29 protein-coding genes are annotated in these 25,478 nt (G+C 70.7%); 9 read left to right on the top strand and 20 right to left on the bottom strand.

The window, feature by feature from the left end:
- Positions 1-41 precede the first annotated feature (41 nt).
- Complete coding sequence (locus ACZ6K0_RS23530; protein ID WP_376404319.1) at positions 42-437, bottom strand: ArsR/SmtB family transcription factor; 396 nt, start codon at positions 435-437, stop codon at positions 42-44.
- A gap of 11 nt (positions 438-448) precedes the next feature.
- Positions 449-778: an ArsR/SmtB family transcription factor gene (locus tag ACZ6K0_RS23525; protein WP_376404321.1), complete on the bottom strand. Its 330-nt coding sequence runs from the start codon at positions 776-778 to the stop codon at positions 449-451.
- Between the two features lie 398 nt (positions 779-1,176).
- Between ACZ6K0_RS23525 and ACZ6K0_RS23520 the strand changes: the two genes are divergently transcribed.
- The gene (locus ACZ6K0_RS23520; RefSeq protein WP_469230151.1) at positions 1,177-2,274 is read left to right on the top strand and encodes a permease; all 1,098 of its coding nucleotides are present in this window, start codon (positions 1,177-1,179) and stop codon (positions 2,272-2,274) included.
- Positions 2,275-2,405: 131 nt separating this feature from the next.
- Positions 2,406-2,918, top strand: a complete 513-nt coding sequence (locus tag ACZ6K0_RS23515; protein WP_376404325.1) for a GNAT family N-acetyltransferase — start codon at positions 2,406-2,408, stop codon at positions 2,916-2,918.
- Between the two features lie 79 nt (positions 2,919-2,997).
- On the opposite strand, the gene ACZ6K0_RS23510 is transcribed toward ACZ6K0_RS23515, so the two are convergent.
- From ACZ6K0_RS23510 to ACZ6K0_RS23480, 7 genes are all read right to left on the bottom strand, one after another.
- On the bottom strand, positions 2,998-3,819 hold the full coding sequence (locus ACZ6K0_RS23510; RefSeq protein WP_376404327.1) for an S-methyl-5'-thioadenosine phosphorylase: 822 nt from the start codon (positions 3,817-3,819) through the stop codon (positions 2,998-3,000).
- The gene (gene mtnC / locus ACZ6K0_RS23505) at positions 3,812-4,594 is read right to left on the bottom strand and encodes an acireductone synthase (protein ID WP_376404329.1); all 783 of its coding nucleotides are present in this window, start codon (positions 4,592-4,594) and stop codon (positions 3,812-3,814) included. Before mtnC ends, ACZ6K0_RS23510 begins: the two co-directional genes overlap by 8 nt.
- Positions 4,594-5,169, bottom strand: coding sequence for a 1,2-dihydroxy-3-keto-5-methylthiopentene dioxygenase (locus tag ACZ6K0_RS23500; RefSeq protein WP_469230148.1), 576 nt, complete (start codon positions 5,167-5,169; stop codon positions 4,594-4,596). The genes mtnC and ACZ6K0_RS23500 overlap by 1 nt, the downstream gene beginning before the upstream one ends.
- Positions 5,166-5,858: a methylthioribulose 1-phosphate dehydratase gene (gene mtnB, locus ACZ6K0_RS23495; RefSeq protein WP_376404333.1), complete on the bottom strand. Its 693-nt coding sequence runs from the start codon at positions 5,856-5,858 to the stop codon at positions 5,166-5,168. Before mtnB ends, ACZ6K0_RS23500 begins: the two co-directional genes overlap by 4 nt.
- Positions 5,855-6,880: an S-methyl-5-thioribose-1-phosphate isomerase gene (gene mtnA, locus ACZ6K0_RS23490; protein WP_376404335.1), complete on the bottom strand. Its 1,026-nt coding sequence runs from the start codon at positions 6,878-6,880 to the stop codon at positions 5,855-5,857. The genes mtnB and mtnA overlap by 4 nt, the downstream gene beginning before the upstream one ends.
- A gap of 45 nt (positions 6,881-6,925) precedes the next feature.
- Positions 6,926-8,188: an ATP-grasp domain-containing protein gene (locus tag ACZ6K0_RS23485; protein ID WP_376404337.1), complete on the bottom strand. Its 1,263-nt coding sequence runs from the start codon at positions 8,186-8,188 to the stop codon at positions 6,926-6,928.
- Between the two features lie 460 nt (positions 8,189-8,648).
- The gene (locus tag ACZ6K0_RS23480; protein WP_376404339.1) at positions 8,649-8,957 is read right to left on the bottom strand and encodes an ArsR/SmtB family transcription factor; all 309 of its coding nucleotides are present in this window, start codon (positions 8,955-8,957) and stop codon (positions 8,649-8,651) included.
- Between the two features lie 88 nt (positions 8,958-9,045).
- Here ACZ6K0_RS23480 and ACZ6K0_RS23475 point away from each other — a divergent pair, with 88 nt between their 5' ends.
- Positions 9,046-9,459, top strand: coding sequence for an arsenate reductase ArsC (locus tag ACZ6K0_RS23475; RefSeq protein WP_376404341.1), 414 nt, complete (start codon positions 9,046-9,048; stop codon positions 9,457-9,459).
- Positions 9,460-9,469: 10 nt separating this feature from the next.
- On the opposite strand, the gene ACZ6K0_RS23470 is transcribed toward ACZ6K0_RS23475, so the two are convergent.
- The 4 genes from ACZ6K0_RS23470 to ACZ6K0_RS23455 form a co-directional block, all read right to left on the bottom strand.
- Positions 9,470-9,850 carry an ArsR/SmtB family transcription factor gene (locus tag ACZ6K0_RS23470; RefSeq protein WP_469230144.1) on the bottom strand — a complete coding sequence of 127 codons (381 nt, stop codon included), beginning with the start codon at positions 9,848-9,850 and terminating at the stop codon, positions 9,470-9,472.
- Between the two features lie 88 nt (positions 9,851-9,938).
- Positions 9,939-10,997 (bottom strand): ArsO family NAD(P)H-dependent flavin-containing monooxygenase, encoded by a 1,059-nt coding sequence (locus ACZ6K0_RS23465; RefSeq protein ID WP_469230143.1) that lies wholly within the window; start codon positions 10,995-10,997, stop codon positions 9,939-9,941.
- A 74-nt stretch (positions 10,998-11,071) separates the two neighbouring features.
- Complete coding sequence (arsB, locus tag ACZ6K0_RS23460; protein ID WP_469230141.1) at positions 11,072-12,157, bottom strand: ACR3 family arsenite efflux transporter; 1,086 nt, start codon at positions 12,155-12,157, stop codon at positions 11,072-11,074.
- Entirely contained in the window at positions 12,154-12,462 is a 309-nt protein-coding gene (locus ACZ6K0_RS23455; protein WP_469230139.1) for an ArsR/SmtB family transcription factor, read from the bottom strand. The genes arsB and ACZ6K0_RS23455 overlap by 4 nt, the downstream gene beginning before the upstream one ends.
- A 71-nt stretch (positions 12,463-12,533) precedes the next feature.
- Between ACZ6K0_RS23455 and ACZ6K0_RS23450 the strand changes: the two genes are divergently transcribed.
- Entirely contained in the window at positions 12,534-12,953 is a 420-nt protein-coding gene (locus ACZ6K0_RS23450) for an arsenate reductase ArsC (protein ID WP_469230137.1), read from the top strand.
- Positions 12,950-13,084: a hypothetical protein gene (locus ACZ6K0_RS23445; RefSeq protein ID WP_469230135.1), complete on the top strand. Its 135-nt coding sequence runs from the start codon at positions 12,950-12,952 to the stop codon at positions 13,082-13,084. The genes ACZ6K0_RS23450 and ACZ6K0_RS23445 overlap by 4 nt, the downstream gene beginning before the upstream one ends.
- 327 nt (positions 13,085-13,411) lie before the next feature.
- Here ACZ6K0_RS23445 and ACZ6K0_RS23440 read toward each other — a convergent pair whose 3' ends face one another.
- The 5 genes from ACZ6K0_RS23440 to arsL form a co-directional block, all read right to left on the bottom strand.
- The gene (locus tag ACZ6K0_RS23440; RefSeq protein ID WP_469230133.1) at positions 13,412-13,747 is read right to left on the bottom strand and encodes an ArsR/SmtB family transcription factor; all 336 of its coding nucleotides are present in this window, start codon (positions 13,745-13,747) and stop codon (positions 13,412-13,414) included.
- A 189-nt stretch (positions 13,748-13,936) separates the two neighbouring features.
- Positions 13,937-14,725: a methyltransferase domain-containing protein gene (locus ACZ6K0_RS23435; protein WP_376404354.1), complete on the bottom strand. Its 789-nt coding sequence runs from the start codon at positions 14,723-14,725 to the stop codon at positions 13,937-13,939.
- A gap of 19 nt (positions 14,726-14,744) precedes the next feature.
- On the bottom strand, positions 14,745-15,851 hold the full coding sequence (locus ACZ6K0_RS23430; RefSeq protein ID WP_469230131.1) for a GTP-binding protein: 1,107 nt from the start codon (positions 15,849-15,851) through the stop codon (positions 14,745-14,747).
- Between the two features lie 37 nt (positions 15,852-15,888).
- Positions 15,889-17,148 carry a GNAT family N-acetyltransferase gene (locus tag ACZ6K0_RS23425; protein WP_469230129.1) on the bottom strand — a complete coding sequence of 420 codons (1,260 nt, stop codon included), beginning with the start codon at positions 17,146-17,148 and terminating at the stop codon, positions 15,889-15,891.
- Between the two features lie 30 nt (positions 17,149-17,178).
- The gene (arsL, locus tag ACZ6K0_RS23420; RefSeq protein WP_376404360.1) at positions 17,179-18,429 is read right to left on the bottom strand and encodes an arsinothricin biosynthesis radical SAM protein ArsL; all 1,251 of its coding nucleotides are present in this window, start codon (positions 18,427-18,429) and stop codon (positions 17,179-17,181) included.
- Between the two features lie 795 nt (positions 18,430-19,224).
- Here arsL and ACZ6K0_RS23415 point away from each other — a divergent pair.
- Genes ACZ6K0_RS23415 through ACZ6K0_RS23405 form a run of 3 tightly spaced genes read left to right on the top strand, consistent with a single transcriptional unit; the run spans position 19,225 to position 22,693 of the window.
- Positions 19,225-20,136, top strand: a complete 912-nt coding sequence (locus tag ACZ6K0_RS23415; protein WP_469230127.1) for a phosphate ABC transporter substrate-binding protein — start codon at positions 19,225-19,227, stop codon at positions 20,134-20,136.
- 2 nt (positions 20,137-20,138) lie between these two features.
- Positions 20,139-21,971 (top strand): phosphate ABC transporter permease subunit PstC, encoded by a 1,833-nt coding sequence (pstC, locus tag ACZ6K0_RS23410; protein ID WP_376404364.1) that lies wholly within the window; start codon positions 20,139-20,141, stop codon positions 21,969-21,971.
- The gene (locus ACZ6K0_RS23405; protein WP_469230125.1) at positions 21,959-22,693 is read left to right on the top strand and encodes an ATP-binding cassette domain-containing protein; all 735 of its coding nucleotides are present in this window, start codon (positions 21,959-21,961) and stop codon (positions 22,691-22,693) included. Before pstC ends, ACZ6K0_RS23405 begins: the two co-directional genes overlap by 13 nt.
- 161 nt (positions 22,694-22,854) lie before the next feature.
- Here ACZ6K0_RS23405 and ACZ6K0_RS23400 read toward each other — a convergent pair whose 3' ends face one another.
- Positions 22,855-24,045, bottom strand: coding sequence for an acyl-CoA dehydrogenase family protein (locus tag ACZ6K0_RS23400; RefSeq protein ID WP_469230123.1), 1,191 nt, complete (start codon positions 24,043-24,045; stop codon positions 22,855-22,857).
- A gap of 142 nt (positions 24,046-24,187) precedes the next feature.
- On the bottom strand, positions 24,188-24,388 hold the full coding sequence (locus ACZ6K0_RS23395; protein ID WP_376404370.1) for a hypothetical protein: 201 nt from the start codon (positions 24,386-24,388) through the stop codon (positions 24,188-24,190).
- A gap of 203 nt (positions 24,389-24,591) precedes the next feature.
- Between ACZ6K0_RS23395 and ACZ6K0_RS23390 the strand changes: the two genes are divergently transcribed.
- Complete coding sequence (locus ACZ6K0_RS23390; RefSeq protein WP_376404372.1) at positions 24,592-25,470, top strand: siderophore-interacting protein; 879 nt, start codon at positions 24,592-24,594, stop codon at positions 25,468-25,470.
- Positions 25,471-25,478: the final 8 nt, after the last annotated feature.

The following is a 25,478-nucleotide window of genomic DNA, read 5'->3' as shown; positions in this document are numbered from 1 at the left end:
CGGCGCCGCCGCCCCGAGTTCAGGGGCGGCGACGCCGAACGTCAGGAGACCTGGGCCGCCAGAGAGATCTCTTCCTTGCCGGCCTTCTCCGTGTCGGCGAGGAACGCGCCCAGCGAGGCCAGGACGCCGGGCGCCGGACGGTAGTACACCCAGGTGCCACGCCGCTCGGAGGTGAGCAGGCCCGCTTCCCGGAGCTTCTTCAGATGGTGGCTGACCGTGGGCTGGGAGACGCCCACGTCGGCTATGTCGCAGACGCATGCCTCACCGTTGGGGTGCGAGGCCACTCTGGACAGGAGGCGGAGTCGGACAGGGTCGGCCAGCGCCTTGAACATCGCCGCCATGATCTCGGCGTCCCCTTCGGACAGCGCGGCGGTCACGATGGGTGGGCAGCAGGCAGTGGCGGCCGCACCGGATATGTGCGGGGTCGACTTGGTCAAGGGGCCGGTCCTCACGCCGAGGCCGCGGGGCGGCCCATGACGGCGTCGGCAGCACTGGGGAAGCAGGCCACGCAGGCGACGTTGATGGAGTAGAGCATCGACGTCCCCTGGCGCTCGCGCAGGACGAACCGCACGTCGGCGAGGAGCTTCAGGTGGTGGGACACCGTCGACTGGCCGACGCCCATCCGGTCCACGATCTCTCCGACACTCATCGGCCCGGTCGCCAACGCGAGGAGATTGAGGATCTGCACGCGGGTGGGATCGGAGAGGGCCTTGAACCAGATCGCATAGGACTCGGCCGTGCTTCGGTCGATCAGCTGGGCATTCATCGTACCGCTCATGATCCATCGATGTTATTCGATGACCACCCGCGACGGCAAGGTTCGTTCCGCGTAGAGGGAGCCTGCGGAGGGCCGGCGGAGGCCCGGCGGCGCCTCATGTACGCCCGAAACCGCTGCCACGAGCGACTGTGTAGACACCACATGGAAGGCGGCCACCTCGGTGCGACCTGGGAACACGCTCCACTTCCCGGCCGCAGTCACCGAAAGTGCGGGACGGGCCCCTGAGGCGCAACGAGGGACACCGGATCCCCATTGCCGGGCGTCTCTTTAATCGTCTATCATCGATATTCGATAAAGGGGATGCCGATCGAGCCTCCCCACGCGGCTCGCCACGTCCCCCGTACGTACCTTCACGGCGCCGCTCCCCTCATGTGTCACCGTCTCAGAGAGGTTCACCTGTGGACGAATTGCGGGCCCTTGGCCTGTTCATCCTGTTCGAGGTGCTGCACTATCTCCCGTGGTTCCTGGTCGCCATCGTCCTGGGGATCGCCGTACAGCGTCTGTCGATCGACGTGGTCGCGCGCCGCAGCTTCGCCCACGGGCGCAGGGGCATTCTCGGCATCGCCATCGTCACGGCCATCGGAGCGTTCAGCCCCTTCTGCTCCTTCACCGTGATCCCGCTGATCCGCCGCTTCCTGATAGCCGGCGTCCCGCTCTCGGCGGTGATGTCGTTCTGGATCGCCTCCCCCTCCATGGACCCGGAGATCTACGCGCTCTCCGCCGCCCAGCTGGGGCTCCCCATCGCCACCGCCCGCCTGATCGGCGCCCTGGTACTGAGCTTCGGCGCGGGTCTCATCGTCCTGGCGCTCGAACGGCGCGGACGATTCGCCGATCCGCTGCTCGACTCCACGGAGGAGAAGGCACCTGCGAAGAGCTGCTCGCAGGAGACGGTGGCCGTGCCCGAGACCGTGACCGTCGGAGGCGGCAGCGGCTCCGGTAACGGCGGCAGCTCTGCCGGCGGATGCGGCGGTCCCGCCCAGGAGGCCGAGCCCGCGCCCGCGGCCGGTGGCTGCTCCACCGCCGCGCGGAACGACGCCGACGACGACGGCACCCCGTGGCGCGTACTCGTGCGGCGCGACATCAAGAACCTCCGCGCCGGCGAGATCCTGAAGGAGATCGTCAGCGACTCGCTGATCCTGGGCAAGTGGCTGCTCCTGGCCATCGTCCTCGAAGCCCTGATCGTCCGCTACGTGCCCACCGACGTCGTCTCGGGCATCCTCGGCACGGACGGCGTCCTCTCCGTCCTCGTCGCCGGACTCATCAGCGTCCCGCTCTACCTCAACGGCGTCGGTGCCATCCCCGTCGTCGAGGGCCTCCTGGACCAGGGCATGGTCGCGGCGGCGGGCGTCACCTTCCTCCTCGGTGGTGCCATCACGACGATCCCGGCCATGGTGGCCGTCAAGAGCGTCGTCAAGACGAAGGTCTTCGTCTTCTACCTCGGCGTGGGCCTCCTCGGCAGCGTGGGCATCGGCCTCGTCACACTGCCCCTGCTCTGACCCGGTACTCCTCCTCACCCCCCACCCACGCTCCTGCGGCGACCCCCGACGCCGCAGGAGCGTCGCCGTACCCGCTGACGAAACGCCGTGCGTACCCCGTCCACGGGAACGCACCGAGGCAAGGAGCACGCATGACCACGCCCCCGCGCCCGGACGTCACCCTGGTCCCGATGACCGACGACCACGCGCCGGCCGTCATGGCGATCTACCAGCAAGGCATCGACGAGGGCAACGCCACGTTCGAGACCACCGCGCCGCCGTGGAGCGCGTTCGACACCGCCAAGCTCGCGGCACACCGGCTCGTGGCACTGGGTCGGCGGGGGCAGGTGGTCGGCTGGACAGCGGTGTCGCGCGTCTCGACCCGGCCCGCGTACGCGGGGGTCGTCGAGCACTCCGTGTACGTCTGTCCCACGGCACGCGGAACCGGCGTGGGGCGCACGCTCCTGGAGGCGTTGATCGTCTCTACGGAGAAGGCGGGGATCTGGACGATCCAGGCCGGCATCTTTCCCGAGAACAGCGCGAGCCTCGCCCTGCACGAGTCCACGGGGTTCCGTGTCCTCGGTCGTCGGGAACGCGTGGCTCGCCATCACGGAGTCTGGCGCGACGTCCTGCTGGTGGAGCGCCGTAGCCCGGTCGTGGAATGACGATGCCGGTCACCGTGGTGACCGGCATCGGGCCGCAGCTTCGTGGCCGGTGCGGATCGTGCCCGCGCCGACCACGGTGTCAGGGGAGCTCGAAGGGCAGATCGATGCCGTCGAGCGCCGCTGCGCATCCGCAACGCCTCTCGCGGTCCAGGACGGAGACCGTCTGCAGGACCAGGTCCTTCAGGCGCTCCACGTTCGCGCCGAAGACCCGGAAGACCTCGTCCTGGGAGACGCCTTCCCCTCGCTCCACGCCGGCGTCGTAGTCGGTGACGAGCGCGACGGAGGTGTAGCAGAGGGCGAGTTCGCGCGCGAGGACGGCTTCCGGGTGTCCGGTCATGTTGATCAGCGACCAGCCGGCCGACGCGTACCACTGGGACTCCGCCCGGGTGGAGAACCGGGGCCCTTCGACGACCACCATCACGCCGCCGTCGTGGACGTCGGCTCCGGCCTCGCCCGCGGCCTTGAGAACGGCCGATCGCCCGGCGGCGCAGTACGGGTCGGCGAAGGAGACGTGCGCCGCGCCGTGGTCGAAGTACGTCTGGACACGGCCCGTGGTCCGGTCGACGAGCTGGTCGGGAAGGACGACGCTGCCAGGGCCGAGGGAGCGGCGCAGCGAGCCGACGGCGCAGGGCGCGAGGACCTGCCGTACGCCCAGCGAGCGCAGGGCCCACATGTTGGCGCGGTAGTTGATGCGGTGCGGGGGGAGTTCGTGGTGGCTGCCGTGCCGGGGCAGGAAGGCGACTCTGCGGTCGCCGACGGTGCCGACGGACACCGCGTCGGAGGGTGCGCCGTACGGGGTGGTGACCTCGACGCGCTGTACCGACTCCAGGAGTTCGTAGAAGCCGCTGCCGCCGATGACCGCGATGTCGGCCTTCGGCGCCGTGTCGGACGGATCACTCATCGCTTGGGTCCTCCTGCGTGTGCGTGTCGACCTGCGCCGTCGATCGGCTCGGGCCGGGTCGGGAAACGAGTGGGGTGAGGGAGGCGACGGCCTCGTGACCCGGCACGGCCGCGCGTTCGTCGTCGGGACGGCGCACGGCCACCGTCTGCCAGCCGGCTTCGGCCGCGGCGTCGAGCTCGGCACCGACGTCGCTGACGAACAGCAGGTCGGCGGGTGCGTGCCCCAGGTCCGCCGCGATCGCACGGTAGGAGTCGGCGTCCGCCTTGGGGCCGGCCGTCATCAGGTCGAAGTAGCCGTCGAGCAGCGGGCGCAGGTCGCCGTGGGCGGTGTGGCCGAACCAGTCCCGCTGGGCTGCCACGGAGCCCGAGGAGTAGATGAAGCGGCCTGTGCCCTGTGTCTTCCAGTGCTCCAGTGCGGGCGGTACGTCCGGGTACACGTGGCCGTACAACTCGCCCGCCGCGTAGCCCCCGGACCAGATCCGTCCCTGCAGCGTCTTCAGCGGCGCCGCCTTCACATCGGCGTCGGCCCACTGCTCTAGGAGCGCCAGAGCACTCGCCTCGTCCTGGGCCTCCCCGGTGTGGGCGGTGACCGCGTCGAGGATCTGACGCCAGGGTGCGGTGCCGCGGTGAGCGGCGAGCCAGGGAGCGAGCCGCTCACGCGCGTAGGGGAAGAGGACGTCACGGACGTGGCTGAGGGAGCCGGTGGTTCCCTCGATGTCGAGGACGACGGCCCGCGGCCCGTTCTCGGGAACACGGGCCTGTCGGCTGCCCGGCATCAGCCTTCCCGCAGGAGCACGTCGAGGCGGGGGAAGCCTTCGGCGATGGACTCCCGGGTGAAGTCGCCCACCCAGCCGTCCTCCTTCTCGAAGAACCGGACGGCGCAGAAGTCCGGTACGGGTCCCATGTCGAACCAGTGCCGGGTGCCGGCCGGGACGGCCAGCAGGTCACCGGCCTCGCACACCACGGCGTACACGCGGTCGTCCAGGTGCAGGTAGAAGCAGCCGGTGCCGTGAGCGAAGAACCGGACCTCGTCCTCGGCATGCCGGTGCTCGTCGAGGAACGTCGACCGCGCCTTCGCCGCCCGCTCCTGCCATTCCGCGCCCTCCTCGGGGTGGAGGCGGGCGACATCGACGAGCTTCAGTCCTTGGCGGACGCAGAGCTCGTCGACCTCGTGGCGGTAGGCGTCGAGCAGCTCGTCGGACGACGTCCGCGGAGTCACCTGGGTGCGCAGCGGCCAGCGGGTGAGGGAGACCGACCTCTCGCGCAGGGCTCGTGCGATGGTCTCCTCGTCGCGGGTCCGGAGCAGGACGGTGTCCGGCGCGTCTTCCGGCATGATCTGGAGCAGTGTCATGGCGCGGTCCTGTGGTCGGGTGCCGTCGCGGCACGGGAGACATGCGGCTCGGCGTGGGAGAGCACGAGCAGTTGGCAGAGCGACTCGAGGCATTCGAGCCGGTTCCTCGCCTGGGCCAGCGAGTCGCCCCATGTGGTGATGCCGTGATCGGCCAGGAGCAGCCCGGGCGGGCCTTCCCGGTCGACCGCGAGGTGGGCGGCGACGTCGTCGGCGATCCGGTCGACCCGGGGCCAGTTGGGGAACACCGGCAGGTCCGTGAAGGTCGGGTCCTTCAGCCCCAGGCCCTTGAGGAGCTCGAAGCGATCCACTCGTACCGAGGAGACGGCGTCCACGGCAGCGGCGCGGTGGGCGACGACGGTGGCGTACGGGGAGTGGACGTGGATGACGGCGCGGGCTCCGGTGACGCGGTAGACCGCCGCGTGGATGGAGGTCTCCGCCGAGGGGCGGGCCTGGCCGGGAAGGGACGCCTGGCCGGTGCGGGCGTCGACCTCCACCACGTCCAGGGCGGTCAATTCGCCCTTGTCCCGGCCGCTCGCCGTGATCAGCGCCCTGTCGGGATCGTCGGGCAGTCGCATGGAGACGTTGCCGGACGTGCCCGGCATCCATCCGCGCTCGTACAGGGTCCGGGAGATGTCGGCCAGCTGCTGGGCGGTCTGCTTGCCGGCGGCGGTGGACGGCGCGTAGCTCATGCGCTCACCTCGGATGCGTGGTGGACACCGTGCTCGGAGACGATCGCGGTGATGAGGGAAGCCGGGGTGACGTCGAAGGCGGGGTTGTACGCGCGTGTGCCGCGCGGCGTGGTGCGGACTCCGCCGTAGGAGGTGACCTCGTCGGCGGCGCGTTCCTCGATGACGATGTCCCGCCCGTCGGCGAGGGACCTGTCCCACGACGATTCGGGGGCGACGACGATGAACGGGATGCCGTGGTGGGCGGCGGCGATCGCCAGCCCGTAGGTGCCGATCTTGTTGGCGACGTCCCCGCCCGCGGTGATGCGGTCGGCTCCGACCAGGACGCAGTCGACGAGCCCCCGGCTCATGGCCGCGGCGGCCGCGCTGTCGACGCACACGCGATGCGGCACGCCGGCCTCGGCCAGTTCCCAGGCCGTCAGCCGGGCGCCCTGCAGGAGTGGACGGGTCTCGTCGACGAGGACCTCGGTGACCTTGCCGGCCTCCGCGAGGGCGAGGATCGTGCCGAGGGCGGTGCCCACGGCCGCTGTCGCGAGCCGGCCGGTGTTGCAGTGGGTCAGGAGTCGCAGGGACCGCTGCGGGCAGCGGTCCAGTACGGCCCGGACCGCATGCGCGACCATCTGCCGGTTGACCGCCCGGTCCTCGTCGATCATGGCGGTGGCTTCGGCCAGGACCGCGTCCGGGCCGTCGGCGAGCCTCCCGACTGCCCGGTCGACGGCCCAGGCCAGGTTGACGGCCGTCGGGCGGGCGGCGGCGAGCCGCTGTGCGTCGGCGCGCACGGTCTCCTGACCGTCGCCGGTGCTGCCCGGCGAGCAGTGGGCGTACGCCGAGAGCGCGACGCCCAGGGCGCCCGCGAGACCGATGGAGGGCGCGCCCCGTACCGCGAGTGTCGTGATGGCGGTGATGACGTCGTCCACGGTGTCCAGGCGCAGGAGCCGCCGCTCGTGGGGCAGCGCGCGCTGGTCGAGAGTGACGATCGAGTGGTCGTCCCAGCGCAGTGACGGCTGGTCGGAGGTCTTGCTCACGGGCGGCGGCTCCTTGGGGGGCCTGAAGGGTGGCCGGTCAGTCGGTCAGTCCGTCAGGGGACGCGACCGCAGTTCGACCAGGGTGGGCGCGGCCTCCACGTCGGCGGTCACCTGCTCGTGGTCCTCGCCGACGGCGATGACGTAGCCGTACCGGTTCATGTACGCCCTGGGCGGGAGGGCCAGCCGGGTGCCGGCGCCGGCCGTCGCGACCGCGTCGTGCACCGTGGGCCCGAAGAGGTCGGTGCGGACGGTCACTTCGACCGCCTCGCAGTCGGCCTCCGGGTAGAGGAACCTGATGGCTGCGGTCCGCTGTGCCTTCGGCGCGGTGTCGGGGGTGAGCCCGGCCGCTACGTGGGCGGCGGCGACGGCGGGATCGGTGCCCGTGGCGAGCATCCCGATGAGGGGGATGAAGTCGCCGCCGAGACGCGCGTTGATCTCGACGAGGCGGGGCCCCTTGGGAGTGAGCTTGAACTCGGTGTGCGTGGCGCCGTGTTCAAAGCCGAGTGCCTTGTGGATGCGGTGCAGTTGATCCAGGAGTTCGGAGTCCTGGAGGAGGGGGTCAGCGGCGTCGACGGTGTGGCCGGTCTCTTCGAAGTACGGGTCCATGCCGACCTGCTTGCGCGCCACGATCATCGGGGTGCACACGCCGTCGACGACGACCGCGTCGATGCTGATCTCGGGCCCGGTGAGGTACTCCTCGACCAGGACGTCGGCCTCGTAGCGGGGTACTCCGGGCCAGTTGGCGGAGCTGGCCGCTTCGAAGGCCGCTTCGACGGCGTCGCCGTGGTCGGCCCGGACGACACCGAGGCTGCCGGCGAGTCCACGGGCCTTGACCACCACGGGGTAGCCGGTCGCGTCGGCCGCCCGGCGCGCCTCGGCCGCCGTGGAGACCGGGGTGCAGGCCGGCTGCGGCACGTCGGCAGCCGTCAGCCGTGCCCGAGTCGCCGCCTTGTCGCGGCAGGCGAGCACGGCGTCGGGCGCGCTTCCGGGCAGGCCGAGGGCTTCGGCGAGGCGGGCGGCGGCGTGCACGAGGGACTCGTCATAGGTGAAGACCCCTGCGACGGGCAGCTGTTGCATGACCTTCTGCGCCTCGGCGAGGAGTTCGTCGAGGTCCTTGGTGTCGAGGAGTGAGGTCCCCTCCACGTACGGCAGTTGCCAGCTCGGCTCGTGGGCGTCGAGGAGCCACAGGCGGAAATGGCGTGAGACTGCCGCCACGATGTACTCCCGGTAGCGGCGGTCACCGCTGCCCATGAGGAGCAGGACCGGTGCCTCGGTGGTAGACGAGTGCGGGTGGGGCGTGGCGGCCATGGTGGAAACCTTCGCGTCGACGTGTGGTCGGGGCCGAGGCCCGGCCGACGGAGCGGGACAGAGCCCGGGTCGGCGACGGCACTGTCGGCCGACGGCCGGAACCATGCCAGCGTTAAGCAATGTATGTCAATAGATCGATGAATGGCTGAAGAGTCGCCCCTTTCCCGGACGTCACCGCCACGCGGCGCGACTGCCCCGATTCGCCCACCTCTGCTGATGCTTGCGAAAACCGGCCGGGCAAATGCCGATCGGCAATCATCGATGATTCAGCCGTGGGGATGACTCCGGGTTCAACCTGCCCAGTGTGGTCGCCGGTGTGATCAAGCCACCTGCATGGAGCTCGCCAGAGCGGCGGGGAGGGAGTAACCTTCGCGCACGGATCGCGATCCGCAGCCCGCGGAGTCACGGGCGAGTGGACGTCGTGACGGCGCGGGCGCTCCGAAGAAGAAGCGGCCGGACTTCAACCGCAAGGCCGCCGGGCCACAGAGGCTCGGTGCGTCCCGTCGGCCAGACCACCGAAGAACGTGGCCAGATCGGCCAGCGCCTCGGGGCGCAGCCGGTAGTAGGTGAAACGCCCGCAGGGCTCGGTCTCCACGACACCCGCTTCCCGGAGAACCCGGAGATGGTTCGACAGGTTCGTCTGCCGCGCGCCCGTCTCCTCGACGAGATGAGTCGTACACAGCGACTCACGGGCAAGCAGGCACACGATGCGAAGCCGCAGAGGGTCCGCCAGGGCCCTCAGCAGTTCCGCGTTCACCGACGTCAGCATGGCCCGATCGTGACACACCGAGCACAACCGGTGTCAACCACCAGATTTCTGAACGCCCTTGCATAGCAACCCATTTGAGGAGTCGTAGGTGTCCCGGATGCCCTCTGTCCTGTTCGTCTGCATTCACAACGCCGGCCGGTCCCAGATGGCCGCCGCATGGCTTCGCCACTTGGCCGGCGACCGGATCGAGGTCCGTTCGGCGGGCTCCGCCCCGGCCTCGGCGGTGAATCCGGCGGCGGTCGAAGCGATGCGCGAAGTCGGCATCGACATGTCCGCGGAGGTCCCCAAGATCCTCACCACAGAAGCCGTCGGCGAGTCGGACGTGTGCGTCACGATGGGCTGTGGGGACACCTGCGAGGTCTTCCCCGGCAAGCGCTACCTCGACTGGAAGCTCGACGACCCGGCCGGGCAGGGGGTGGAGGCGGTGCGCCCCATCCGCGACGCCGTCAGGAGCCTGGTCGAGAATCTCATCGTGGAGATGGACGCGGCGCCGGCTCGCTGAAGCAGTGCGGTCAGAACGGCGAGCAGTCGATGCCTCGGGGGAAGGCATGCTTCCTGAGCCCCTGAAGAGCGTCCCAGCGGATCGAGAACCAGGCCCAGGTTCCTCGCTGTTCGCGGCGCAGCAGCCCGGCCGTGGTGAGGATCTTCAGGTGGCGGCTCACCGTGGGCTGGGCCAGGTCGAGCGACTTGGTCAGGTCGCAGACGCAGAGTTCTCCGGCCGGCGACTGGTCGATGAGGTGGACGATCTGGAGGCGGGTCTGGTCGGCCATCGCCTTCAACTGGGCCGTCAGCATCTCGACTTCGTCGCGGTCGATCAGCAGCCCCGGGAAGCACGGCACACAGCGCTCCGCGCTCAGGTCCTCGATCGGTATGCCCGCCAACGGAATTGCCATCCGGACACCATACGAGCCGACAAGATCGCACGGCGAATCCGAGAGTCGATATCCGTCAGGCATTCACCAACCGTTCACCCGCGCGGCCTCATCGCAGAAGGGCCGCGACGGCCCGCGTGGCTTCGCGGGCGGGACGGCCGACGCCGACAAGGGTGGCCGAGGCGGGGCCGGTCCAGTCGCCGTACCCGAGCAGATGAAGTCGGGGCTCTCCGACAGCCTCTGTTCCCCGGGTGGGGATGTGTCCGCGAGGACCGCGGAGCCCGAGCGGGGCGAGGTGGGCGAGCGCAGGACGGAAGCCGGTGCACCAGATGATCGCGTCGGCCTCGGCCCGCGTACCGTCGGCCCACTCGACACCGGTCCCCGTCACCCGTGTGAACATCGGTTGCGCCTTGAGGAGGCCCGCATCGCGGGCTTCGCGTACAGGCGGTACGGCGACGATGTCACCGAGCGAAGCGACTCCCCCGCCGTCGGTACGGCCTTCGTCGAGGGCACGGCGGCGGGCGGTGGCGTGGTCGAAGAGGGCACGGCCGTCGATGTCGTCGGCGAGGAACCGCGCGGGTCGCTGCGTGACCCAGGTGAGGTCGGCGCCGTACGCGAGATCGGCGGCGACCTGCGCTCCGGAATTCCCGCCTCCGACGACGATGACCCGCATTCCGGCGAACTCGCCGGGGGTGCGGTACTCGACGGTGTGGAGCTGTCGCCCCTGGAACGCGTCGCGGCCGGGGACGGCGGGCAGGAACGGCCGCGACCATGTTCCGGTGGCGCTGACGACGGCGCGGGCGCGCCAGGTGCCGGAGTCGGTCTCGACGCGAAGGCGCTCGCCGTCGCGGCGGACCGCCTGAACGCGAACGGGCCGGTGGACGGGGAGCTCGTATCGCTGCTCGTAGTCGGTCAGGTAGTCGACGACGTGGGCGGCGTCGGGGTACGTCTTTCCCTGCCGCAGCGGCATCGGGCGGCCGGGCAGGGAGGAGTACGGGGCCGGGGAGAAGAGGTGGAGCGAGTCCCAGGTGTGCTGCCAGGCTCCGCCCGGTGTGGGCTGAGCGTCCAGGACGGCGAAGTCGAGGCCGCCGAGGCGGCGCAGGTGGTAACCGGCGGCGAGTCCCGCCTGGCCACCGCCGATGACGACGACGTCGAGTGAGCTGCTCATCTCTCCGGCTTCCCTTCGTACGACGGCGCCTCGCCCGATCGGAGGGGGAGGCACCGAGGAGTGGCGTGGCGGGACTACCGCTGGGCAGGGGCGAACTTCTTCCGCCAGGCCAGCGACACGTACACGAGCGCGACCAGGACCGGGACCTCGATGAGGGGGCCGACGACGCCGGAGAGCGCCTGGCCGGAGGTGACGCCGAAGGTGGCGATGGCGACGGCGATGGCGAGTTCGAAGTTGTTGCCGGCGGCCGTGAAGGCGAGCGTCGCGGTGCGGTCGTAGGTGAGGCCGATGGCCTTGCCGAGGACGAAGGTGCCGAACCACATCACCGCGAAGTAGACGAGGAGCGGGAGGGCGATCCGTGCGACGTCCAGCGGCTGCGAGGTGATGGTCTTCCCTTGCAGGGCGAAGAGGATGACGATCGTGAAGAGCAGCCCGTAGAGCGCCCACGGCCCGATCCTCGGCAGGAACTTCGTCTCGTACGACTCCCGGCCCATCCGCTTCTCGCCGATCCGGCGGGTGAGGAAGCCGGCGACCAGGGGGATGCCGAGGAAGATGACGACGTTCAGGGCGATCTTCCACATCGAGATGTCGAGCGTCTCGCCCTCGCCGAGGCCCAGCCAGCCGGGCAGCAGGTCGAGGTAGAACCAGCCCAGGAGGCCGAACGCGAGGACCTGGAAGACGGAGTTCAGGGCGACGAGGACCGCGGCGGCCTCACGGTCGCCGCACGCCAGGTCGTTCCAGATGATCACCATGGCGATGCAGCGGGCCAGGCCGACGATGATCAGGCCGGTGCGGTACTCGGGCAGGTCCGGCAGGAAGATCCAGGCGAGGGCGAACATGAGCGCCGGACCGATGATCCAGTTGACGACGAGCGACGAGACCATGAGCTTCCGGTCGCCGGTGACGGCGTCGAGCTTGTCGTACCGGACCTTGGCGAGGACCGGGTACATCATGATCAGCAGGCCGACGGCGATGGGCAGCGAGATGCCGCCGATCTCGACCTTGGCCAGCGCGTCGTCCAGGCCGGGGATGAGCCGGCCGAGCCCGAGGCCGAGGCCCATGGCCAGCAGGATCCAGACGGCGAGGAAGCGGTCGAGCGTCGACAGCTTCGCGACGACCGGGGAATCCGCCGCCGGAGTGGGCGCCTGGGTGGGGGTCACGGACAGGCCCTCTTGTTCTCGGCAGCGGTACGGGCGGACTCGGCCAGGTCGGCGAACCGGGCGGCGAGCTGGGCGATGACGTCCGGCTTCAGGCGGTAGTACGTGAAGCGACCGCAGGGCTCGGTCTCCACCACACCGGCCTCACGCAGCACGCGCAGGTGGTTGGAGAGGTTGGTCTGCTTGGCACCCGTCTCCTCGACGAGGTGGGTGGTGCAGAGGGTCTCGCGGGCGAGCAGGGTCACGATCTGGAGCCTGAGGGGATCGGCCAGAACCCGGATCAGATCAGTATCGACTGACGTCATCATGTGCTGATACTGTCACATCACTCGCTGCTGATACCAGCCGGGGCTGACCTCTTGCCGGCAAGGAAGAACCGATGACCACCGCTCCGCTCGCCTCCGTGCTCTTCGTCTGCGTCCACAACGCGGGCCGCTCCCAGATGGCCGCCGGATTCCTGAACCACCTGGCCGGCGATCGCGTCGAGGTCCGCTCCGCCGGTTCGATTCCGGGCGACCAGGTGAACCCGGCCGCGGTCGAGGCGATGCGGGAGGCCGGCGTCGACATCTCCGACCAGAAGCCGAAGGTGCTGACCACCGAGGCCGTCCAGGCGTCCGACTACGTCATCACCATGGGCTGCGGCGACGCCTGCCCGGTCTTCCCCGGCAAGACGTACCTCGACTGGGCCCTGGAGGACCCGGCCGGCCAGGGTGTCGCGGCCGTCCGTCCGATCCGCGACGAGATCAAGGGCCTGATCGAGGGCCTCATCGCCGACATCGACGCGAAGCGGGAGGCGTGACCGCAGTGACCGACCCGACCACGACCACCGGTGACGACGTCCGTGAGGTCATCGCGCCGGGATTCTTCGCGGCCGGGGACGTCGTCGACCACACCTACCGCCAGGCCGTGAGCGTGGCCGTCACAGCCTGAGGCCACACCGAGGCCCACGCCGTCGATCCTCCCCCTGAACACCAGCTCCTGCCCGTCACGTTGGCGGACCTGACGGGCAGGAGCTGGCCCCTCTGCTCCGGTCGGCCTCGGGAGTCGTACTCCGGCCGGTCTTCCCTCTGTTTCACGGCCGCGAGCGAGCACGATGAGCCGGCAAGGAGACTCCTTGCCGGCTCATCTGCTTGCTCATCGCTCGGACCTGCGACCGCGACCTGCGACCGCGACCTGCGACCTGCGACCTGCGACCTGCGACCTGCACAAGGCCGCCGCACTCCCGACGAGTGCCGCACGGCCGCAGCCGAAGGGGCTTCAGCTGGATCCCGGGTCCTGGCAGGAGTGGGCGGGGGCGCCGATGAGGATGTCGGCGGCGCTGGGGAACTCGGCGATGCAGCGGGGGTTGATGGCGTACCGGATGCTGGCACCGGCACGGCGTCTGGTCAGGAAGCGGACGGTATGGAGGATCTTCAGGTGGTGCGAGACGGTCGACTGGTTGAGTCCAAGATGAGCGACGATCTCACCCACCGGCACGGTCCCCGGCCGACCGCTCAGGAACCGCATGATGCGGATGCGCGTCGGGTCGGCCAGGGCTCGGAACCAGCGGGCGTACTCCTCGACGGTCTCCCGGTCGAGTGACGTATCGGACATGGGAATCCTTAGCGGACCACGAGGATCACCGCCGCCGCGCCGGCCGCGGCGAGCGGCGGACCGGCCGTGCGATCAAGAGCGTTGCGCGCGCCGGAATCGGCACGCAGTCGAGCACGACGGTGCAAGACGTAGCCAGGTATCCGTGGCCGGAGCTTCGGCTCCGGCCACGGCCCGGGTGTGACGACGTGGTCAGCAGCAGGTGCCGCCGGGCGCGCACTCCTGCGCGCCGGCGGTGCTGTCGACGGGCTTGTGGGCGCGGATGATCGCGGCGTGGAGGCCGTCGGCCGCCTCCTGGGTGAAGACGACCTCCGCGTCCTTCAGGCCGACCGCGTCGAGGAGTTCCTTGTACTCGGCGACCGAGAGGGCGCCGGCGATGCACTGGCTGTGTCCGCCGCGTTCCGCTCGCTCCTCGGGGCTGAGCCGGTCCTCGGCGACGACGTCGCTGATGCCGAGTCGGCCGCCGGGGGTGAGAACGCGGGCCATCTCGGCGAAGACGGCGGGCTTGTTCAGCGACAGGTTGATCACACAGTTGGAGATGATCACGTCGATGGTGTCGGCGGGCAGCGGGATGGACTCGATCGTGCCCTTGAGGAGGACGACGTTGTCGATCTCGGCATCCTCGACGTTGCGGGCGGCGAGGGCGAGCATCTCCTCCAGGAAGTCCAGGCCGAAGACGCGGCCGTCGGGGCCGACGCGCCGGGCGCTGAGGATGACGTCCAGGCCGCCGCCGGAGCCGAGGTCCAGGACCGTCTCGCCCTCGCGCAGTTCGGCGACGGCGCTCGGGTTGCCGCAGCCGAGGCTGGCGAGGAGGGCGGTGTCCGGGGCGGTGCCGGGGCCGATCTCGTCGTACGCGGCGGGGCCGAAGGTCTGCGGGTCGGGCGAGCAGCAGGCGCCGCTCGTCTCGGCTTCGGCGGCCTTGGCCCGGTAGTACTCCCGGACCTCTTCCTGGAGGCTGCCGGCGGTGGTGGTGTCGCTCATGACAGGTGGTCCTTCTCGGTCAGGCGCCGGCGGGGGCGAGGCGGTGCACGGGGCGCGGGTAGGAGGGCTTGAACGACACCGGGGTGGTCGCCGAGGAGGTGACGGCGGTGGCCAGGTCGGCGGCCTTGACGGCCTCCGTCACGGCCGCGTCCAGGGCGTCGGGCTCGCAGGCGACCCGGGCGTTGACCACGGCCCGGCCGGTCGGCGCGCCGGCCTCGGCGGCGCGGTCGAGGGTGGGCTGCGCGCCGGACTCGGTGAGGCTGAGCTTGGCGAAGTCGCCGTCGGCCGTCTCCACGGTGATCTTGGCGTGGCCGATCACGGCGTCGTGCTCCGCGGCCCAGGCGGACAGCTCCTGAAGGACGGTGCGGGCCCAGGCAGTCGCGTCGAAACCGTCCCCGGCGGCGGTGAGGTCGAGCTCCTGGTTCATCCAGGCGAGCTGGGCCTCGGCGGCCGCGTACCGGTCGTAGTCGATGTCGAGGACGACGTCCTCGTTCGTCGCCGGCGCCTGCCACGCGTCGAGGAGCGTCTCCAGGTGAGCGCCCGTGGTGGCCGAGTAACCGACGACGGCCGCCTTCGGGTTGCTCGTACGGAGCGAGGCGAGGAGTTCCTCCGCACGGTCCGCCTTGATGGTGTCCAGCTTGTTCACGGCGATGACGTCGGCCTCGGTGACCTGCTGGCGGAAGAGGTACGACAGGTCCGACTCGGGCTCGCCCCGCTCGGCGGCGCGGGCGAACGCCAGGTGCCGCAGCGGATCGACCACGGTGGTCAGCGGGGCGACGACCATGTCGTCGCCGTAGTACTGACGCAGCGGACGTACGACGGTGGCCTGGAGGTCCGTGCAGCTGCCGACGGCCTCGGCGATCACGGTGTCGACGCTGTCGGAGGCGACGAGCGCGACGATGGCCTCGACGAGGTCCTCGAACTTGCAGCAGAAACAGCCGCCGGTGACCTCGGCGACGCTGTCGAGCTTGCTGCGCACCAGCTTGGTGTCGACCAGTTCGACGCCCTGGTCGTTGGTGATGACGGCGACCTTGCGGCCCTGCTCCTGGAGCGCGAGCGCGGCGGCGGTCATGGTCGTGGTCTTGCCCGCCCCGAGGAATCCGGTCAGGGGGATGAAGGTGATCATGTGGTCCTTCTCGTCCTTGTCGTGGAGTCGGGCGGGGTCAGCCGCAGCAGCCGCTGTCGCCGGAGCCGCCCAGGAGGGGCAGGTTCGCGGGCTGGGCCGGGGCGGAGGCGGCGCCGAACGCGACGCGCCTGCTGTTCCCGAAGGCGTCGAGCCAGGCGTTCGCCTGCGGACGCAGCGCCGGGTCGGACAGCAGGATCGAGGTGGTGACTTCGCGCGGGGTGCAGCCGCGCAGGGCCTTCGCCTGGTGGGCGCCGGCGCCGAACTCGACGGTGCGCAGGCCCTCGGCGTAGGCGTCGCGGACGGGCGCGTCGAGGACGAGGGCGAAGTAGATGCCGCTGCGCTCGCCGATCGCGGCGTAGTCGAAGCCGGCCCACTTCGGGAAGAGTCGGTGGTTCTTGCGGATGGTGACGCAGGTGGCGACCAGCGCGCCGTCCTTGTAGCCGAGGTAGGCGCGGACGTCCGCGCCCTCGTCGATGAGCGCGGAGAGGATGCCGACGATGTGCTCGGGCTCCTCGCCTGCGCCGTTCTTCTCCCGGTTGAGACAGGTGAGTTCGGCGATGCGGGCGACGTAGGGGCGGATGTCGGTGCCGTCGACGCGCTCGATCGTCACGCCGGCGGCTTCGGCGCGGCGGACGTCGCCCTTGATGCGCTGGCGCTTCTTCAGCGGCAGGGCGGCGAGGTGTCCTTCCCAGTTCGGCGCGTCGAGGCTCATGAAGTCCTCGTAGCCCCAGAAGGTGCTGGACGCGCCGGCGGCGTCGAGCGCGTCGACGAGGGCGTCGTTGCCACGACGGCTGGGAATCCAGGGGGCGACGATGCAGCGGATGCCGGCCTCGAAGGCGGCGGGCACGAGCTTGTCGATGATGGACCCCATCAGGGTGGGGGTCCAGAAGTTGTAGGCGACCTCGGTGCGGTAGCCCAGCGGGGAGCCGAGCAGGAGCGTCGGGAAGAAGGGTTCGGTTCCCAGGGCGTCGACTTCGGCGCTGCGCGCGGCGTCGGTCTCGGCGCCGCAGCACACCTCTTCACCGGAGGGCGCCTGCCATCCCAGGTAGGTGCGCGGCTCGTGGTCGACGACCGGCGGGGTGGTGAGGATGTAGCCGGGGAGGAGGGCCAGCTCGCCGCGGGCGCGGTGGGCGAGGGTGTGCCAGGGCTGGACGTCGGGGAGCACCTTCTCCGTGGCGCGGAGCCAGGTGGGTCCGAGGTACGGCCACGAGTCGGTGAGACCGGCGAGCTCGCCGGTCCAGTCCATGTCCGGGAGGGCCTGGCCGGTGGAGATGACGACGCGGGGTGATCCACCCATGTCAGTGTCCTTTTCTTGTGAGCGGGTGGGTCAGCACTTCACGCAGCAGCGGATCTTGCCTGCGTCCTCGGCGTCGGTGCGGCGCTCCTGCCAGAGCTCCTCGACGCGCTTGTCGGGGTGGGTCCACTCGACCCAGAAGCCGCGGTCGACGGTGGCGATGTCCTCCATCCAGGGCGAGGAGAGCAGCGGGGAGCCCTTGAACAGCAGCAGTCGGGTCTGCAGGGCGGTGGGGTCGGTGACGCGGGCGAGGCCCGTCTCGACCAGCCAGTCCTCGAAGCCGAGGAGCTCCTCGTACTCGATCCACGGGGTGAAGGGGATGAATGTCGGGTAGAGCTCGAAGCCGATCCGCTCGGCCTCGTCGACCGCCTCGCGCATGTGGTCGACGTCGATGTGCTTGTCGAAGATGCGCAGGATGCGGTTGGAGGGGAACTCGAGTGCGCAGGTGACGCGGCGCAGCCCGAGCGAGACGAGCTTCTCCAGTTCCTTGGTGTAGTCGAGGACGTGGTCGACGCGGGTGGTGAACTCGAACGTGATCGGGCCGATGGCCTCGACGAGTCGCTCGACCACACCGATGCCGATGGTGCGGGAGTTGAAGAACTCGGCGTCGATGAAGCAGAAGTGCCGGACGCCCTCCTCCGCCAGCTGCAACGCGTCGGCCAGGACGCTGTCGGCGTCGTACGCGGCGACACCGCCGTCGTAGGCGCCGTAGACGGAGCAGTAGGTGCACTTGTGGTGGCAGCCGCGAGACGCCTCGATGTTGCCCATCAGGCCGAACGGCGAGTGGTGCGCCGGGTAGTGCACGAGGGAGGGGAACAGGTCCCGGGCGGGCTTGGTGACCGAGATGCGCCGGCGCGGGGGCTTGGGCCGCATGCCCGTGCGGGTCATCAGGGCGGGCACCGCGTCGAGCGCGAGGGTGCCGGCGGCGAGCTGAGCCAGCTCCTCGCTGATGAGCTCGGGCTCCTCCATGATGATGCCGTCGGCGACCTCGAGGAACTCCCGGTGGTTCATCTGCGCGTACTGGCCGAAGGTCACGACCGTGGTGCCGTACGCCTCCGAGACCCTCCGCGCCAGGGCGATTCCCCGCTCGAGACCCTCGAACTGCTGGACCGAGACGAGCGTGAGGTCGAAGGGGCCTTCCGGAATGGCGTCGGGAAGCAGGTGCGCGTCCCAGCCGACGACGTCGGCGCCGTGGTGCTGCAGGGCGGCAGCCGCACACGCTGACGTCAAGGGCTGGAGCTCCGCCTCGAACGCGGAGGCAACCAGAACACGGGCACTACTCACACTTCCCCCCAGGGAGTGATCAAGGAGCGTGACGGATCGAGAGGGGGCCGGGTCAGGGCCCAGGTCGGTAACGACGCTGTCGACCGACGGCCGGAACCCTGCCAGCGTTGAGCGATGTATGTCAATAGATCGATGAATGACTGAAAGACCGTCTCTTCGACCCCCGTCGCCGCAGAGTGCCGCTGCCCCGATTCGCCCTCCTCTGTGGCTGGTTGCGAAGTGAGGTCATCAGCTTGAATCCGTTTGTTCACACAGCTTGAAGCCGTCCAGGGCGAAGATGCCGACAGGCGACCCGTACGGCTTCGGATTTCGTGGCCGACCCCAGGCCGCGCACTCACCACCCCGGCGCATGACTCAAATTCAATCGCCGATCATCGATGATTTCCGTCAATCAAGGTGTCGCCAGGGGGACTCGGAGGCGGTAACGTTCGCCCACGGCATCGCGGTCCGCACCCGGGGTCAGCGGGTGGACGGACACCGATGCCTTGATGCTTCAGGCCCAGTTCAACGGGGAACGCGACAAGGATCGCAAGGGCATCGGCTGCACGCCGCGAGTAGTCATCATCCGCACGCCCAGTGTCCGTCGCGCCGCCCTCCCGGAGCACCCGCAGGCTCGCCCGGGGTCCGCCCACCTCGTCCACGCGGCAGGGGCCACCGGCGGTCACGGCCGCACCCCTTCCACGTCCCGACCGCAGACCTGCATGCCACAAACGGGGCCCCGGCCGCGGCGATTCGCCGCCGGCGTTCCCCGAATCCCACCCCTTCCATCACCGCAAAGGCACCGCCATGTCTTTCATGTCCGCTGAAATCCGCAGTAGAGCACCGCACCTCACCGGACGGCGTGTCCGCCAAGGCGCCTCTGCCGCCTCCGCCGCTCTCCTCCTCGCCGCCGCCCTGACCGGCTGCGCCGGCTCCGCGAAGGCCGGCTCGGACGCCATCCAGGCCAGCGGCTCCACCACCGTCGCCCCGGTGGCCTCCGACGCCGCCGAGGCGCTGAAGGACAAGGGCCTGAACATCACCGTCGCCACTCAGGGCGGCTCCGCCGGCGGGATCTCCCAGCTCGGCACCGGCCAGATCAACATCGCCCTCAGCTCCAAGCCCTTGTCCGACAAGGACCACAAGGCGTACCCCGACACGGACTTCGTCACCACACAGATCGGCGCGGACGCCGTCGGCGTCATCATCACCAAGGAAGTGGCCGACGGCGGGGTCAAGGGCCTGTCCAAGGCGCAGGTGGCGGGCCTGTTCGAGGGGAAGATCACCAACTGGAAGGAGGTCGGCGGTCCCGACCTCCAGGTCTTCGTGTACGACAAGGAGCCCGGTCGCGGCACCCGTGAGGTGCTAGACAAGTTCATCTACGGCAAGGGCGAGCCGCCGGCCCCGCCCAAGTCCGCGAACTACGCCATCGTCGGTGGCAACCTGGAGACCCGCAACAAGCTGAAGTCCACCCGCGGTTCCATCGCCCCGCTGTCGACCGGCTTCATCGAGGGTCACCCCGACCTGGTCGCGGTGCCTCTGGAGGGCGTCGCTCCCACCCTGGCGAACGTGTCGTCCGGCAAGTACCCGATGACCCGTCCGCTGTACATGATCACCAACGGCAAGCCGAAGGGCACCGTCAAGCAGTACATCGACTACATCCTCTCGCCCGAGGGCCAGAAGCTGCTGCCCGAGCACGGCTACCTCACGCGCGAGCAGATGGGCCTCTGACGATGGGGCTCACTCTGGAGCGCCCCATCCAGGCGCCCGGACCCGCCGTGTCGCGGCCCTCCTCCGGGAGCGGCCGCGGCAGCCGGGCGAGATGGGTCTGGGGATGGGCGTACAGCGGCATCCTGTCCGTGCTGCTCACCCTCGCGGTCCTGCTCGGCTACCTCGTCACGGGCATCGCGAGCGGAACCGTCGACTGGGCGGCCCTGTTCACCTCGTCCACCTGGAGTCCGGGGAACCTCGCCTTCGGCGGCCTGGCCATGATCTACGGCTCGGCGGTCGTGTGCGTCCTGGCACTGGTGCTCGCCGTCCCGGTCGGCTGGGCGGCGGCCGTCGCCTTGTCCGAGTACCTGCCGCCCCGCCTCGCCAAGCCGCTGCGCCTGAGCATCGAACTCCTGGCAGCGGTCCCCTCCATCGTCTACGGCCTGATCGGCATCATGGTGATCCGGCCGTTCGTGGCGGACCTCGGTGACGTGCCGGGCGGCGACAGCCTGCTCGCCGCCGGCATCGTCCTCGCCGTGATGATCATGCCGACGATCGTGGCGGTCAGCGTGGACGCGCTGGCCGCCGTACCCGGCCGGTACCGGGAGGCCGCGTACTCCCTCGGCCTGACCCGCCGCGAGGTCGTCCGCTCCGCCGTCCTGCCCCAGGCCCGGTCGGGCATGCGCGCCGGGGTCCTCCTCGGCCTGGCCCGCGCACTGGGTGAGGCCATCGCGGTCTTCATGGTCATCGGCCGTGCCGACGGACGCCTGCCGGAATCGTTGGGGGACGTCTTCTCCTCCCTCGTGCGCCCCGGTCAGACGCTCACCACCAAGCTGGCCGGCCCCGAGCCGATGCTCGCGGGCACCTCCGGCCCGTACTTCGCGGCGCTGTGCGGTCTCGGCATCATCCTGCTGGCCCTGGTCGCCGTCGCCACCGTGTGGGGCACCCGCGGCTCCACGGGACGGGCCGCGCGCGCCCCTCGTGCCCGTCGGTCCTCCGCGTGGCTGCGCACTCCGAAGGACCGGCTCACCACCGTCGTCCGGCTCGGGGCACTGCTGCTGCCGGGGGCCCTGCTCGTCGGCATGCTCGGCATCCTGCTGGCCCGCGGCGGTGCGGCACTCAATCCGGTCTTCTGGTTCTCGCCCTCCGAAGGCGCGGCGGGCGGCGGCATACGCGATCAGATCGTCGGTACGCTCCTGCTCCTCGCGACCACGGCGCTGATCGCGCTGCCGCTCGGTTACGGAGCGGGCATCGTGATCGGCACGCGTGCCTCCGCGAAGACCGCCCGCGTCCTGGAGACGCTGACCGTGGCGGTCGGCGGGACGCCCACCATCCTGCTGGGCCTCGCGGGGTACGTCCTCTTCTGCACGACCATGGGCTGGGGCCGTTCCTGGCTGGCCGGCGCCGTGGTCCTGGTGCCCGTGGTGGTGCCGGTGGTCGCCCTCACCACCGCGGGCCGGATCCGGAGCATGCCGGCGGAGATCACCGAGGCGGCGTTCGCACTGGGCCTCACCAGCTCCCAGTACGTCCGCTCCGTGGTCGTCCCGTACACCTGGCCGGCCACGCTCACCGGCCTGCTGCTCGGCCTGGCCCGCGCGGCGGGCGAGACGGCCCCCCTGATCTTCACCGCCACGGTGTTCTTCGGGGCTCCCGCCCTCCCGACCGGAATCGTCAACGCTCCGGTCCAGGCCCTGCCCACGCACATCTTCACCCTGTCGCAGGACTCGGGCGCCCCCGAGGCGATCGCCCAGGCGTGGGGCAGCGCCCTCGTCCTGGTCCTGATCACCGCGGGCCTGCTCAGCCTGGCGGTCTTCCTGCGCAACCGCTTCGAAGGAGCACGACGATGGACGATGTGACAACCGGTGCCGCGACCATGGACAACAGGGTCGACAGGACTGTCATCGCGGTCCGTGACCTGCAGATCCTCGACGGCACGAAGCGCCTGGTCGGACCGGTGACGTTCGAACTGGCCGCCGGATCCACCACCGGCCTGTGCGGTCCGTCGGGCGCCGGCAAGTCCACCGTGCTGCGCGCCCTGGTCGACCTGCTGCCCCACGGGCTCCGCCGTCAGGGCGAGGTGGAGGTCCTCGGCCGTCCCGTCCGGTACGGCAAGGGCGACGCCGGCCTGCGCAGCACGGTCGTCCTGGTTCCCCAGACCCCGGTCGTCTTCGGCGGCAGCATCCTGGACAACGCCCTGTTCGGCCTCCGTCACCTGGTGCGGGCGTCCAGGACGGAGCTGCACGACCGCGTCGAGCAGGCACTGCGCGAGGCCGGCCTGTGGAGCGAGGTCTCCGACCGGCTGGACACCCCGGCCCAGACGCTGTCCAACGGCCAGCGCCAACGGCTCTGCCTGGCCCGGGCCTTGGCCCTCGAACCGGCGGCCCTCCTGCTGGACGAGCCGACAAGCGCCCTGGACGAGCGGAGCCGCGACACGGTCGAGGAGTCCGTGGCGGCCCTGCGGGGCAACCGGACGGTCCTGCTCGTCTCTCACGACCCCGCACAGGTGGAACGGCTCTGCGACCGGACGGTCCGTATCGACCTGGCGAACGCCTGCGAGCCTTCCCCGGCGGCGGTCTGAGCACGTGTTCGCTCCGTAGCCCGTGGCCGCTGGGACCCGGGCCCGCCGTCGCGAGGTAGGCGAGACGGCGGGCCCAGGAGCATGACCGGGGTGTCAGCGGCTCCACCGGACCCGTACATGCGACCTCTTTTGTGCCGACTACCCGTCTTCGTCACACACGCTCAGCGGCGGACGCGGGGCATGCCGAGGCCGATCCAGGAGATGATCTCGCGCTGGATCTCGTTGTTGCCGCCGCCGAAGGTGAAGATGACGGCGGAGCGGTAGCCGCGTTCCAGTTCGCCGTGGAGGACGGTGCCCGCCGAGCCCTCCTTGAGGGCGCCCGCGGAGCCGACGACCTCCATCAGGGCCGCGTAGGCGTCGCGGCGGGCCTCGGAGCCGTAGACCTTGACGGCGGAGGCGTCCTGGGGGGTGAGGGTGCCGTGCTGGACGGCGTTCACCATCTGCCAGTTGAGGAGCTTCATCGCGTCCAGCCGGGCGTGGGTGCGGGCGAGGGTGCGGCGGACCCACGGGAGGTCCAGGACGCGGCGGCCGTCGGTGAGTTTCGTGTCGGCGGCCCAGCGCTGGACGTCGTGGAGGGCGCGGATCGCCATCGTCCCGTGGGCGGCGAGCGTCACCCGCTCGTGGTTGAGCTGGTTGGTGATGAGGCGCCAGCCCTTGTTCTCCTCGCCGACGCGCCGCGAGGCAGGGACCCGGACGTTGTCGTAGTAGCTGGCGGTCGTGTCGTGCGAGGCGAGGGTGTTGATGATCGTGCAGGAGTAGCCGGGGTCGCTCGTCGGCACGAGGAGCATGGTGATGCCCTTGTGGGGCGGGGCGTCGACGTCGGTGCGGACGGCGAGCCAGACCCAGTCGGCGGTGTCGCCGTTGGTGGTCCAGATCTTCTGGCCGTTGACGGTGTAGTGGCCGGTGGTCTCGTCGCCCTCCCGGACCGCACGGGTCTTGAGGGCGGCCAGGTCGGTGCCCGCGTCGGGCTCGCTGTAGCCGATGGCGAAGTCGATCTCGCCGGAGAGGATCCGGGGCAGGAAGTACGCCTTCTGCTCGTCGGTGCCGTACCGCATGATCGTCGGCCCGACGGTGTTCAGGGCCATCAGCGGCAGGGGCACGCCGGCCTGGGCTGCCTCGTCGAAGAAGATGAACTGCTCCATCGGGGAGAGTCCGCGCCCGCCGTACTCGGCGGGCCAGCCGACACCGAGCCAGCCGTCCGTGCCGAGCCTGCGCACGGTCTCCCGGTAGAAGCGCTTCTGCGCGGCGGGGTCCGCGTACCGGGTGTGGAAGTCGTCCGGGACGAGCTCGGCGAAGTACGCACGCAGCTCGGCGCGCAGGCTGTTCTGGGCGGGCGTGTACTCGAGGTGCATGGGGGCCTCCCGTGGCGGCGCGCTCGTGCGACGGCGGCCACGGTAGAACGTGTTTCACAAATGTGGAAGGCCGCGGCCCCGGTTCGGGCGAGCCGATCCGGGGCCGACGGGGCAGGAGCTGGGAAGGAGCTGGAAAGGAGGCCTAGGGCAGGAGCTCGTCCATGGACGCGCGCCCCTTCTCCGCCATACGGCGTTCGGCCCAGGCGATGCTCTTCGGATTCACGTCACGGCCGGATGCCAGGACCAGGTCCTCCGCCGTGAACTCGCCCTCCGAACCGGCGTGGAGCAACCGGTCGGGCGTCGGGAGATCCCCCACGGACGTCTTGTCGGGCTCAGCGTTCATGCCGCCTCCTACGTGTTCTTCCGGCACTCGCCATTCTCGTGTCCTGCCGACCGGAGCGCATCCGGGACGGTGGCACGGGGCGGTGTCCGGGGTGCTGTGCGGGGCCGCAGGACACGTCCTCCCGTGTCGGCGGGGTGTCGGCGGCGTGTCGACGTGCCCCGGGAGGGTGGGCCGAGCCCACCCGACCCCCCGAGGAGTCAGCGATGTCCCAGCCCCCGGCCTTCCCCTTCCCCCTGCGGCGCCTGCGCGTGACCGCCACCCGCCCGGTCACCCCGCGTACGCTCCGCGTCACCCTCGGCGGCCCGTCGCTGGTCGGGTTCACGCTCGCCGGGCCCGACCAGCAGGTGAAGCTGTTCTTCCCCCGGACGCCCGGCACGGAGCCGGTACTGCCCGCCGTCGGAGCGGACGGTGACGTGATGCGGTGGTACGCGGCCTACGCGGCGCTCCCGGAGGCGGAGCGGCCCTGGATGCGGAGCTACACCGTCCGAGCGCACGACCCGGTGGCGGAGACCGTCGACATCGACTTCCACCTGCACGGCGGGGGCGCCGGGGCGGCCGGCGCGGAGGACGGCGAGGGTCCGGCGACCCGGTGGGCGCGGCGCGCGCGGCCCGGTGATCCGCTGGGCGTGTTCGGGCCGTCCGCCGCCTTCGCGGTGCCCTTCGATCCGGGCGCGGGCGACTGGACGCTCCTGTACGCCGACGCCTGCGCGGTGCCCGCCCTCGCCACGGTCGTCGCCGCGCTCCCGGCGGGGCGGCGGGCCCTCGCGTACGTCCAGGTCGACGACCCGGCCGACGTACAGCCCCTGACGACGGCCGGGGACCTCACCGTGCGGCTGCTGCCCCACGACGCGCCGCCCGCCGACGCCGTCCGCGCCGGGACGCTGCCGCCGGGCAGTCCCTCCGGCTGGCTCGCGGGCGAGGCCTCGGCGGTACGCGGCCTGCGTCGGCACCTGGTGGAGGAGCGCGGCGTGGACCGCCGCGCGGTCCACTTCACCGGCTACTGGCGCCGCCGCCTGTCCCAGGACGACGCCCCGACCCCCGAGGACCTCACCGAGGCCCGGGAGCGCCTCGCGACGGGCTGAGCGGAGGC

This window comes from Streptomyces sp. NPDC042346 (assembly GCF_055581845.1).
This window is presented reverse-complemented; position numbering and strand designations above follow the sequence as displayed.